We start from the raw sequence: 11,621 nt of genomic DNA, 5'->3' as shown, positions 1-11,621 counted from the left end.
AATAGCTTGATGGTACAATCAATATCTATCTACACTTTTTAGTATGTTTCGATTTATTTTGAGAATTTAGTTTTATGCAGATTTACTTGGCGAGAAATAATCAACAAGCTGGACCATATACCGTTGAACAATTAAATCAGATGCTTGCAAGTCAACAAGTTTTATTGACTGATTTAGCGTGGCATCAAGGTATGGCTGAATGGAAAGCACTTGGTGAACTTACACAAGGTAAACTTGTATTTGAACCCGTTGGCTATGTCGCTGAAACACCTGTAACGACAACACCAAGCTATCAAAATGATACGATTCAAAAAATTAAGGTTGAGACTAAAGCTCCGCAAGAGCTTGCGACGATTAATTCACGTATTTTAGCCAAAATTCTTGATCTGTTTTTATGGTTTCCTGCTGCTATTCTGCCATCATTTTTCTTACAAGCAGACCAAGTTACTCAGCTCAATGCCTTACAACAAAAAATGCAAAGTGCAACTGCTTCAAGTCAAATGGTTCAATACCAACAAGAATTACTAAATTTAATTCCTGTAGAGGCATGGCAGTCGATGTTTTTTTACATTATCGCAATGTTGGCTGTACAAGCATATTCACTTGCGAAAACAGGTCAAAGTTTAGGTAAAAAAATTGCTAAGATTAAAATTGTCGATGCAAATACCGGTGAAAAAGTTAATTTAACCCGTGTTTTCCTTTTGAGAAGCGTGATATTTATAATTTTAAATATGATTTTTATGCCGTTTATCACAATCATAGATCATGCTTTTGCATTCAGCGGAAATCGCCAAACTTTGCATGATAAATTAGCAAAGACCAAAGTAATAAAGCAGTAATATTCACACAATAAAAAGGATGCATTAGCATCCTTTTTTTATTTCAAAATATTGATTTACAAATAAAAACATAGACCTTAATCAATAATTCCGAGTAAACAAATTGGTTTTGAGAACAAACATTTAAAGCAACTTTATGTATAGATAAGTTTTTTGATATGAGGCATAATCCCCTACAACGTTAGCGGTGTCGTATCATTGAAAATGTTTTCTATTTGTAAATGATAGTTATTTTCAATTATGCGACACTTTAATCGCTATCCCATATTAAAAATATCGGGAATGGGACTCTTCACCGAGGTTGTAAAATGAGACAAACGATTTTAGCTGTATTGTCTTTATCTGCGATTGCTGCACTCTTAACTGGGTGCGGTGGTGATATGGTACTTCTGAACTCTAAAGGTCCAGTAGCTGAAGGTCAAAGTGACCTGATGATGAAGGCGATCTATTTAATGCTATTGGTGGTTATTCCGTCAATTATCATGGCATTATGGTTTGGTTGGAAATATCGCGCGTCAAATAAAGATGCAGACTATAAACCTACATGGGCACACTCTACGACAATTGAAATTGTTGTATGGGGTATTCCATGCATTATTATTGCTATTCTTGCATATTTAACATGGTGGGGGTCACATAAATACGACCCTTATAGACCATTAACAAATGAACAAGGTCAGTACGAAGAACACTTAACTATTCAAGCTGTCGCTGAACAGTTTAAATGGGTGTTTATCTATCCTGAACAAAAAATCGCTACGATTAATGAAGTTCGTTTTCCTGTTAATAAGCCAGTTGAATTCAAAATTACTTCTAACTTTACAATGAACTCTTTCTTCATTCCTAAGTTAGCGGGTCAAGTCTATGCAATGGCTGGTATGCAAACCAGACTCCACATGTTAGCTGAAGAACCAAGTCCAGTAGATGGATATCGTGGTTTCTCTGCAAACTACAGTGGTTATGGTTTTACACAAATGCGCTTTAGAGCACATGCTGTGTCAGAAACCGACTTCAACAATTGGGTTGCAGCAATCAAAGCTGGAAATGGTAAATCGATTAATCCTGAAGCTGTTCAAGAGACAGTCAAGTTAACGAAAGAAGTGTTCGCTACATTAAAAGATGGCGACCGCTCTAAACACCAAATCGAAGCAATGGTTAACAATGCTCATACCCCAGAAGAGAAAGCGCTTGCACACGAAGCTGAACGTAAAGGTCCATTCCCTACTAAGCCTCATGCAGTAACTTACTACTCTGATGTTGACTCTGATCTATTTGCAAGCATTATTCATACTTACATGAGCAACTACCATGGTGCAGACCATGCAGGTGTTGAACATGTTAATGCTTCTAACGGGGAATAAGACATGTTGTTATTAGGAAAACTCAATTGGGATGCGATCCCTAAAGAGCCACTGGTACTTGTAACAATGGTCATTATGGCTCTTGGTGCAATTGCTGTTTTCAGCGGTATTACTTATTTTAAAAAATGGGGATACCTTTGGAATGTATGGTTTAAATCTGTAGACCATAAAAAAATTGGTATTATGTATATTCTTGTTTCTGTTGTGATGCTGCTTCGTGGCTTCGCAGATGCAATTATGATGCGTCTTCAACTGTTCCTTGCTAAAGGTGGTGGTGAAGGTTACTTACATCCTGACCACTACGATCAGATCTTCACCGCACACGGTGTAATCATGATCTTCTTCGTAGCAATGGGTCTTGTTGTGGGTATGATGAACATCGTTGTACCACTTCAAATTGGTGCACGTGACGTTGCATTCCCATTATTAAACTCAATCAGCTTCTGGTTATTTGCAGGTGCTGCTGGCTTAATGATGGTTTCACTTGTTCTAGGTGAATTTGCCGCGACGGGTTGGATGGCTTACCCTCCACTTTCAGGTATTCAGTATTCTCCTGGTGTGGGTGTTGACTATTATATTTGGGCACTACAGATTTCTGGTCTCGGTACGTTATTAACGGGTGTTAACTTCTTTGTTACCATCATTAAAATGCGTGCGCCTGGCATGAAATTAATGGATATGCCGATCTTTACTTGGACTGCACTTTGTACAGCCGTATTGATCATTGCATCATTCCCAGTATTAACTGCAACAATTGCAATGTTAACACTTGACCGTTACTTCGATTTCCACTTTTTCACTAATGAGCTTGGCGGTAGCCCAATGCTTTACGTGAACTTGATTTGGACTTGGGGTCACCCAGAAGTATATATCTTAGTATTGCCTGCTTTCGGTCTATACTCAGAAATCGTTTCAACTTTTTCACGCAAAACGTTGTTCGGTTACAAATCTATGGTATATGCAACGATTGCGATCACAGTGCTTGCGTTCGTTGTATGGTTACACCATTTCTTTACCATGGGTGCTGGTGCGAACGTAAATGCGTTCTTCGGTATCATGACCATGATTATTGCGATTCCTACGGGCGTTAAAATCTTCTCTTGGTTATTCACCATGTATAAGGGTCGTATTACATTTACATCACCAATGTACTGGACACTAGGCTTCCTAGTAACTTTCGGTATCGGTGGTTTGACTGGCGTACTTATGGCTGTTCCACCAGCTGACTTCTTGGTACACAACTCTTTATTCTTGATTGCTCACTTCCATAACGTAATTATTGGTGGTGTTGTATTCGGTATGTTCGCAGGTATCACTTTCTACTGGCCAAAAATGTTTGGTTGGAAGTTAAATGAAACTTGGGGCAAAGCATCTTTCTGGTTCTGGTTCTTCGGTTTCTATTTTGCATTCATGCCACTTTATGTCCTTGGTTTCATGGGCATGACTCGTCGTTTGAATACATATGACAACCCTGAATGGGATCCATACTTAGCGATTGCTTTGTTCGGTGCTGTTCTTATTGCTATCGGTATTGCATGTTTCTTAATGCAAGTGATTGTAGGCTTCTTACAACGTCACGACAACATGGACCACACAGGCGATCCATGGGATGGTCGTGTACTTGAATGGGCAACTTCTTCACCTGCTCCGTTCTATAACTTTGCTCATATTCCTAAAATCAATGGTATTGATACTTTCTGGAATGACAAAGAGAATGGTATTGCATACGCTCGTCCTACGCATTATGAAGATATTCATATGCCAACTGACCGTGCTGCTGGTTTCGTTATTGCAATGTTTATTACAGCAATGGGCTTTGCATTAATTTGGCATATTTGGTTGCTGGTTGTAGTTACTTTCCTTGGTGCAGTGATTAGCTTCATCGTAAGTTCATTCACCAAGAAAGTAGATTACTATGTCCCTGCTGCTGAAGTAGAACGTATCGAAAACGAACGTTATGCTTTACTTGAAAAACACTTGAAGAAGGACTAAGGACATGACTGAAGTACTTCATCACGATAACCACGGACACGACGAAGATCATCATCACGATGATACAGACATCACAGTCTTTGGTTTTTGGACCTACTTGATGAGTGACTTGATTTTATTCGGTACACTCTTCATCGCGTTCGCTGTATTAAGCAGTCATATTCCGCCAGGCACACCAAGCCCTAAAGAATTATTCGGAGATACATTAGGTTTCGTTCTTGTAGAAACCTTTGCCCTCCTTATTTCTTCTGTGACTTTTGGTTTTGCGGTTCTTGCTTCATACAAGAAAAATGTTAACCAAGTTATTTTGTGGTTGGCAATTACTTGGGTTTTCGGTGCAACATTCATCGGCATGGAACTTTATGAATTCAAACATTTAGTTCACGCTGGTCATGGCCCTAGCCATAGTGCGTTCTTATCTGCGTTCTTTACTTTAGTAGGTACGCACGGTATTCACGTAACTTCTGGTTTAGTGTGGATGCTTGTGTTGATGTATCAAATCAAGAAAAATGGTTTGACACTTCCAAACACTCGCCGTCTTGCTTGCTTAAGCTTGTTCTGGCACTTCCTTGACATCGTATGGATCTGCGTATTCAGCGTCGTTTACTTACTGGGAGTAGCGCAATAATGAGTCATGATCATAATGCTGCTGGTGCTTCGCACGGCAACATCAAGCAATACTCAATCGGCTTTATTCTTTCTGTAGTTCTCACCATCATCCCGTTTGGGATGGTGATGAGTGGCATGACTGGTGGTGCAGTGATTGCAACAATTGCAATTACAGCCGTCGCTCAGGTCCTTGTGCAATTGGTTTTCTTCTTGCACATGAATTCATCGTCAGAACAACGCTGGAATGTAATTGCTTTTATCTACACAATTTTAACCATTGCCGTTTTACTAATTGGTTCTGTGTGGATTATGAACTACTTACATTCAAACATGATGATCTAAACTGATCATTATGTTTAAAAAGTACTTATTCCTGACTAAGCCAGGAATTCTCTTTGGTAACTTCGTTACTACTCTGGGCGGCTTCTTTTTAGCCGCTCAGGGATCTGTAGATTTCCTCCTCCTTTTTATCACTTTACTGGGTACAACCCTTGTTGTTGCCTCAGGCTGCGTCGTCAATAACGTCATTGATCAAGATATTGATCATAAGATGGAAAGGACGATGAATCGCGCGCTTGTTAAGAAATCCATTAGTCCTACCCTTGCTTTAGTTTTTTCGGCAATTCTAGGCATCATAGGCTTCGGCTTACTTTGGTTTTTTGTCAATGCTTATGCCTTTGGTTTCGCTGTACTTGGGTTTGTTGTTTATGTTGTTTTTTATAGTCTCTGGAGTAAACGTACCACTATTCACCAAACTGTGATTGGTAGTATTTCTGGCGCAAGCCCTCCTGTAATTGGTTATACAGCTGTTTCTCATGAATTTGATGTTGCCGCGTTATTGCTTTTTCTTGCATACGCACTTTGGCAAATGCCGCATTCTTGGGGAATCGCTATTTACCGATTTGATGATTATAAAAATGCAGGCGTGCCTATTTTGCCTGTAGCACGTTCAATCTATCGCACTAAAATCGAAAGTTTGATCTATGTGATTTTGTTTGCTGCTGTATTGAATGGTTTGTATTGTTTCGGCTATACCAATATTTTATTTTTAATTACCTTTAATGCTTTATCTGCTTATTGGGTTTATTTATCGATTATTGGATTTAAAGCTGAAAATGATCAAATTTGGGCAAAGAAATACTTTTTGTATTCTGTAATTTTAATTACTGCTTTAAGTTTTAGCTTTAGTTTCAGTTATGTCTCCCCTGCACCACATTTGCCGCTGTTCTAAAAAGATAGAGTTCAACTCTATCTTTTTATTTTTAAACTTAAAAATCAATGATTATAAAAATCTACAGTTGGATTGCCTTCATAACGTTCAACTATTTTAAAATTTCCGAGCTGAAATTTATCACCACTAGGTTTGCAATTTTTATTAAGATCAATCCAAAATACTGACTACATCATATTCAAGCATCAACCTGTAAATAAATTCAGTGACCAGACCTCACAACATAAATACTTGAATATTAAATTGTGTTTAGAGTCAAACTTTCTTATAATAGGCGCTCGCAATTTTTGCGGCACAATCAACTATATTAACTTTTGAGTTAATGTTGACTGTGACTCCTTGCTTCGATCATTTTTGATTGGGGCTGTATAAACCGTAAGGAGCTGACAATGCGTCACTACGAAATCGTAATTCTGGTACACCCAGACCAAAGCGATCAAGTTGTGGGAATGGTAGAACGCTACATTTCTCACATCAAAGATGCCGAAGGTCAAATTCACCGTCTTGAAGATTGGGGCCGTCGCCAATTGGCTTACCCAATTAACAAAATTCACAAAGCGCATTACATTCTAATGAATCTTGAATGTAACCAAACTACGCTTAATGAATTAGAAGAATTGTTCCGTTATAACGATGCAATCCTTCGTAACGTAATTATTCGTCGTGAACATGCAATCACTGAAGAATCTTTACTTGCTAAAAGTGCTGAAGAAAAACGTGCGCGTAAAGCTCAACGTGAAGAAGCACAACAATCTCAAGATTCTGCTGAAGCATAAGGAGAACATCAATGGCACGTTTTTACCGTCGTCGCAAGTTCTGCCGCTTTACAGCTGAGAAAGTTGCTTACATCGACTATAAAGATATCGATACGTTAAAACAGTACATTACTGAAAACGGCAAAATTGTTCCTAGCCGTATTACAGGTACTAAAGCTCGTTACCAACGTCAATTAGCATTAGCTATTAAACAAGCTCGCTATTTATCGTTGATTCCTTACACTGACAATCATAAGTGAGGTTGAGCTGTGGATATTATTTTATTACAACGCATTAAAAACCTTGGTAAATTAGGCGATAAAGTTTCAGTTAAAGCTGGTTACGGCCGCAACTTTCTTATCCCTCAAGGTAAAGCAGTAGCAGCGACTGAGTCGAATACTGCTGCTTTCGAAGCTCGTCGTGCAGAACTTGAAAAAGCTGAAGCTGATATTTTAGCTGCTGCTCAAGCACGTGCTGACCAATTGAACGAAGTTAACATCGTTATCACTGCTAAATCTGGTGATGAAGGTAAACTATTCGGTTCTATCGGTACTCGTGATATTGCTGATGCTTTAACAAATGCTGGTCTTGAAGTTGACCGTGCTGAAGTTCGTTTACCGAACGGCGCACTTCGTCACACTGGCGAGTTCAACATCTCGATTCAATTGCATCATGATGTGACTGCTGAAGTTCTCGTTACTATCGTAGCTGAGTAATTTCTACCCAGTCTTGAAATAGGCTAACACTTATTTCAATCAAAACGCCTAATGAATTTCATTAGGCGTTTTGTATTTTAGAATTAAATATTCTCTCCAACCATAATAAATCTCTATCTATTCAGCAAGCTTCTAGTAACTTATTTTTATCACTTAATTTATATAAAAATATTATTCTTAAGAATCCCCCCTTTCTGCCAAAATATTTTGATCACAATAAGATCTATTAATCATGGCTTACCCTAAAGTCTTTTTTAAGTGCATCTATAATTATTTTAAAGTGGCCCATAAAAAAGCAACTCAAATGAGTTGCTTTTTAAAGTCTTCTGATTAATTCAATATATTAACCAAAACGACCTGTGATGTAAGCTTCAGTCAATTGATGATCTGGTTGAGTAAATACTTTTTCAGTCGCATTAACTTCAATGAGATCACCTAGATGAAAGTAAGCTGTACGATCTGATACACGTGCCGCCTGTTGCATTGAATGCGTCACAATTGCAATTGTATATTGATTCGATAATTCAGAGATCAACTCTTCTATCTTCGCTGTAGCGATTGGATCGAGTGCAGAACATGGCTCATCCATCAAAATTACTTCTGGACTTACAGCAATAGTACGCGCAATACATAACCGTTGTTGCTGACCACCAGAAAGACCTGTTCCTGGTTGGCTCAAACGATCTTTTACTTCATCCCAAAGACCTGCTTTACGCAAACTATTTTCAACAATTTCTTCTAGATCATACTTATCTTTGGCTAAACCATGCAGTTTAGGACCATAAGCAACATTATCAAAAATAGATTTTGGAAATGGATTTGGTTTTTGGAAAACCATACCCACTTGTGCACGTAATAGCACCACATCTAGATTTGGATCATAAATATCTTGGTTATCTAATGTGACCTTACCTGTAATGCGGCAGCTGTCGATGGTGTCATTCATACGGTTTAAAGTACGAAGAAAAGTAGATTTACCACAACCAGATGGACCAATAAATGCAATCACTTCATTTTCATACACTTGAAGATCAATACCTTTAATCGCTTCTGCTTCGCCATAATACACATGCACATCTTGAGCACTAATTTTTACTGTGGTATTTTTTTCTTTCTTTGGCGCAGCCGTATCAAACTGAGAAACAAATGAAGTATTCGACTGTTTCTGCTCTGTACTAGCTGCAGTAAATTGCGATTGTTCTGAATTCACGGTTGTATCCTGTTTTAAGGAATTTTTAATGTCTACAGTATTCATATATTCTGCTCTCTTTTACCAGCGAACTTCAAATTTCTTACGTACCCAAATTGCAAAGCTATTCAATCCAACCATCAATGCCAATAACACGATAATTGCTGCGGCTGTACGTCCTTCAAAGAAATTACGTAACTCATTGCCTTGCCATAAATAAACTTGAACAGGTAATGCAGTAGATTGATCCATTGGCGATACTGGAATATTTGCAACAAAAGCACTCATACCAATCAGTAGCAATGGCGCAGTTTCACCTAAAGCATGCGCAACACCAATAATCGCACCAGTCATAATTCCTGGTAAAGCCAAAGGAAGCACATGATGGAATACCGTTTGCAAACGTGAAGCCCCAATGCCCAAAGCAGCTTGACGAATTGATGGTGGCACAGCTTTTAGTGATGCACGTGTAGTAATAATCACTGTAGGAAGCGTCATGAGGCTCAATACCAAACCACCGACTAATGGGGCTGATATCGGTAAATGCATCCACCCGATAAAGATGGCAGCACCTAATAAACCAAATACAATCGATGGAACAGCTGCAAGGTTATTAATGTTGACTTCAATGATATCTGTAATAAAGTTTTTCGGTGCAAACTCTTCAAGATAGATCGCACTCGCAACACCCAGTGGTATCGAAATTGCAATCACAATGAGCATCATGAATAATGAACCCATGAATGCACCAGCTAAGCCTGCTGTTGCAGGTGAACTACGTGAATCTGGATTTGTGAATAGTTGAGTATTAAAAGTACGTTCAATCACACCTTTCGCAGCTAAATCATCAGAAAGCTTGCGAACTTCTGGACTCAATTGTTGTTGATCATCTGGAAGACTGCGATCAATATTTCCTGCTAACCACACATCAATATTGGCATCTGTTAGAAAATTCAGTTCAACTTTTTTTCCAATAAGATCAGGATCTTTAAAAACCATATCTCGAACTCGATATGATTCAGAACTAGTATACAAATCAGAAAGCTCATCACGGCGGTTTGCAAGTGATGGGTCTTTGGCAATGATGCCGTTTACGATCAGCGCATCCCAATCCACCATCCCCATCTTCGTTTGCCAATCGACATAACGCTCTTGGAAAACTGCAGGAGATTCACCCACTTTTTGTGTCGGTTTTGGCCCTACATCAATCACCGCAGGATCAAAAAATACGGGTACTGTCATACTGGCTTGCCAAAATGAAGGCAACCCTTTATATAAAATACTGCCAAACAAAATTGCAACGAAAGCTAGACCAATAATGACTGAACTAAAACCTGCAATACGGAAGGCTTTTTCTTTACGATGGCGTTTCGACAATGTACTTGCAATCTTTGCCTTACGCTTTTCACGCAACTCTGCGGCAACTTGAGGATCAAATACATTTTGACCCACAGGAGATGTCTTTGATGTACTCATTCGTATTGCTCACGATATTTACGCACAATATAAAGTGCGACAATGTTTAAACACAATGTAATGACAAATAAGGTCAAACCTAATGCAAATGCAACGAGTGCTTGCGGACTAGCAAAGTCTGTATCACCTGTTAATTGTTTTACAATCGTTACGGTAACTGTCGATACGGCTTCAAGTGGATTGATGTGCAATAAAGGACTATTCCCTGCGGCAAGAACCACAATCATGGTTTCGCCAACGGCACGAGAAACTGCCAATAAGAATGCACCCGTAATCCCTGGTAATGCAGCAGGAAGAACAACTTGACGAATCGTCTCAGACTTGGTCGCACCTAGCCCTAACGAACCATCACGGAGTGAACGAGGTACTTGGGTAATAATGTCATCTGATAGTGAAGACACGAAAGGGATAATCATAATTCCCATTGCAAAACCTGCGGTTAATGCACTGGTCGCATTCACTTCTATACCAATAGAATCACCAATCATTTTAAAAACTGGTCCCAAAACCATCATGGCAAAAACACCATAAACGATCGTCGGAATACCTGCTAAAACTTCAATTGCAGGTTTTGCCCATGAGCGGAATCGTGGAGAAGCATATTCAGCAAGATAAATCGCTATCATTAAACCCAATGGCACTGCAACTAAAAGTGCGATACCACTGACCATGAGTGTTCCCCATAGTAACGGCAATAAACCATAGCTTCCTTCTGCATTGCCTGAAGTACTAAAACCAGGGTTCCATTCGGTACCAAAAAAGAAATCGACTGGACTTACGAATTGGAAGAAGTGCATTGCTTCGCTGAACATTGACATCACAATACCAACAGTCGTCAGAATCGCAACACCAGAACATAGAATCAAAACGACATTAATTGTTTTTTCTACTTCATTACGAGCTCGGAATTGTTGGCTAATTTTTTTCTTCGCCCAAACCAAACCAAGCATTGCAGCACAAATGACCACTGCAAATTTTGCGAATGATCCAACTCTTTCAAATTTTGCAAGTTGTTCAGCCGCCGCAACTTCATATGCTGCCGGTGTATCCGTTACTCCAAATCCTGAAGCAATTGCTTGAATACGGTTTACAAGAACATCAACTCCTGCAGCATCTAAGCCAGATGCAATATTCGTTGGCACATTCTTTAGAATTAGATGTTGTAAAATACTCGGTTCAACCAAGTTCCAAATAATCAAAATTAAAAAAGCTGGGATTCCACACCATAATGCGACCAACGAGCCATAATAGCCTGGACGTGAATGTAAAATTGCAGTGTTATTTCCCTTACCTGCTAGGCTTCGGCTTTTTCGTAGCCCGATTTGATATGCGATAGCAATTAAAGCTAATAACACGCCAATGAGTAGCAGATTCATGTATTCTCCACCGTTCTTTCAATTTTCATTATTTGAAAAAACTCTGCTTAGCAATGAAAGCCAATGGTGGTCACCCA

12 protein-coding genes are annotated in these 11,621 nt (G+C 39.0%); 9 read left to right on the top strand and 3 right to left on the bottom strand.

Annotated elements, in window-relative coordinates; all coding sequences use genetic code 11:
* Positions 1-74: 74 nt before the first annotated feature.
* From ACG94X_RS03445 to rplI, 9 genes are all read left to right on the top strand, one after another.
* Positions 75-839, top strand: coding sequence for an RDD family protein (locus ACG94X_RS03445; RefSeq protein WP_419382341.1), 765 nt, complete (start codon positions 75-77; stop codon positions 837-839).
* A gap of 308 nt (positions 840-1,147) precedes the next feature.
* Positions 1,148-2,200 (top strand): ubiquinol oxidase subunit II, encoded by a 1,053-nt coding sequence (gene cyoA / locus ACG94X_RS03440; protein WP_419382340.1) that lies wholly within the window; start codon positions 1,148-1,150, stop codon positions 2,198-2,200.
* Positions 2,201-2,203: 3 nt separating this feature from the next.
* Positions 2,204-4,192, top strand: a complete 1,989-nt coding sequence (cyoB, locus tag ACG94X_RS03435; RefSeq protein ID WP_419382339.1) for a cytochrome o ubiquinol oxidase subunit I — start codon at positions 2,204-2,206, stop codon at positions 4,190-4,192.
* Positions 4,193-4,196: 4 nt separating this feature from the next.
* On the top strand, positions 4,197-4,820 hold the full coding sequence (gene cyoC / locus ACG94X_RS03430; RefSeq protein WP_419382338.1) for a cytochrome o ubiquinol oxidase subunit III: 624 nt from the start codon (positions 4,197-4,199) through the stop codon (positions 4,818-4,820).
* A complete protein-coding gene (gene cyoD / locus ACG94X_RS03425; protein ID WP_419382571.1) occupies positions 4,817-5,143 on the top strand; it encodes a cytochrome o ubiquinol oxidase subunit IV in 327 nt (108 codons plus the stop codon). Before cyoC ends, cyoD begins: the two co-directional genes overlap by 4 nt.
* Positions 5,144-5,153: 10 nt before the next feature.
* Positions 5,154-6,032 (top strand): heme o synthase, encoded by an 879-nt coding sequence (gene cyoE / locus ACG94X_RS03420; protein WP_419382337.1) that lies wholly within the window; start codon positions 5,154-5,156, stop codon positions 6,030-6,032.
* A gap of 389 nt (positions 6,033-6,421) precedes the next feature.
* Entirely contained in the window at positions 6,422-6,808 is a 387-nt protein-coding gene (rpsF, locus tag ACG94X_RS03415; RefSeq protein WP_419382336.1) for a 30S ribosomal protein S6, read from the top strand.
* A gap of 11 nt (positions 6,809-6,819) precedes the next feature.
* The gene (rpsR, locus tag ACG94X_RS03410) at positions 6,820-7,047 is read left to right on the top strand and encodes a 30S ribosomal protein S18 (RefSeq protein WP_004648825.1); all 228 of its coding nucleotides are present in this window, start codon (positions 6,820-6,822) and stop codon (positions 7,045-7,047) included.
* A gap of 9 nt (positions 7,048-7,056) precedes the next feature.
* Complete coding sequence (gene rplI / locus ACG94X_RS03405; RefSeq protein WP_419382335.1) at positions 7,057-7,503, top strand: 50S ribosomal protein L9; 447 nt, start codon at positions 7,057-7,059, stop codon at positions 7,501-7,503.
* A gap of 343 nt (positions 7,504-7,846) precedes the next feature.
* Here rplI and pstB read toward each other — a convergent pair whose 3' ends face one another.
* The 3 genes from pstB to pstC are packed head-to-tail and all read right to left on the bottom strand — an operon-like array spanning position 7,847 to position 11,544.
* The gene (gene pstB / locus ACG94X_RS03400; protein WP_419382334.1) at positions 7,847-8,758 is read right to left on the bottom strand and encodes a phosphate ABC transporter ATP-binding protein PstB; all 912 of its coding nucleotides are present in this window, start codon (positions 8,756-8,758) and stop codon (positions 7,847-7,849) included.
* Positions 8,759-8,773: 15 nt separating this feature from the next.
* Complete coding sequence (gene pstA / locus ACG94X_RS03395; protein ID WP_419382333.1) at positions 8,774-10,168, bottom strand: phosphate ABC transporter permease PstA; 1,395 nt, start codon at positions 10,166-10,168, stop codon at positions 8,774-8,776.
* Positions 10,165-11,544 carry a phosphate ABC transporter permease subunit PstC gene (gene pstC / locus ACG94X_RS03390; protein WP_419382332.1) on the bottom strand — a complete coding sequence of 460 codons (1,380 nt, stop codon included), beginning with the start codon at positions 11,542-11,544 and terminating at the stop codon, positions 10,165-10,167. The genes pstA and pstC overlap by 4 nt, the downstream gene beginning before the upstream one ends.
* Positions 11,545-11,621 lie beyond the last annotated feature (77 nt).

This window comes from Acinetobacter psychrotolerans (assembly GCF_048552595.1).
Taxonomy (GTDB): Bacteria; Pseudomonadota; Gammaproteobacteria; order Pseudomonadales; family Moraxellaceae; genus Acinetobacter.
Note: the sequence above shows the minus strand (reverse complement) of the source record. Positions and strands in the feature narration are given on the sequence as shown.

What these genes read in the sequence shown, in the direction of transcription:
- ACG94X_RS03445 (WP_419382341.1), top strand. Translation starts at nt 75, where the DNA reads ATGCAGATTTACTTGGCGAGAAATAATCAACAAGCTGGACCATATACC.
- cyoA (WP_419382340.1), top strand. Translation starts at nt 1,148, where the DNA reads ATGAGACAAACGATTTTAGCTGTATTGTCTTTATCTGCGATTGCTGCA.
- cyoB (WP_419382339.1), top strand. Translation starts at nt 2,204, where the DNA reads ATGTTGTTATTAGGAAAACTCAATTGGGATGCGATCCCTAAAGAGCCA.
- cyoC (WP_419382338.1), top strand. Translation starts at nt 4,197, where the DNA reads ATGACTGAAGTACTTCATCACGATAACCACGGACACGACGAAGATCAT.
- cyoE (WP_419382337.1), top strand. Translation starts at nt 5,154, where the DNA reads ATGTTTAAAAAGTACTTATTCCTGACTAAGCCAGGAATTCTCTTTGGT.
- rpsF (WP_419382336.1), top strand. Translation starts at nt 6,422, where the DNA reads ATGCGTCACTACGAAATCGTAATTCTGGTACACCCAGACCAAAGCGAT.
- rpsR (WP_004648825.1), top strand. Translation starts at nt 6,820, where the DNA reads ATGGCACGTTTTTACCGTCGTCGCAAGTTCTGCCGCTTTACAGCTGAG.
- pstB (WP_419382334.1), bottom strand. Translation starts at nt 8,758, where the DNA reads ATGAATACTGTAGACATTAAAAATTCCTTAAAACAGGATACAACCGTG.
- pstA (WP_419382333.1), bottom strand. Translation starts at nt 10,168, where the DNA reads ATGAGTACATCAAAGACATCTCCTGTGGGTCAAAATGTATTTGATCCT.
- pstC (WP_419382332.1), bottom strand. Translation starts at nt 11,544, where the DNA reads ATGAATCTGCTACTCATTGGCGTGTTATTAGCTTTAATTGCTATCGCA.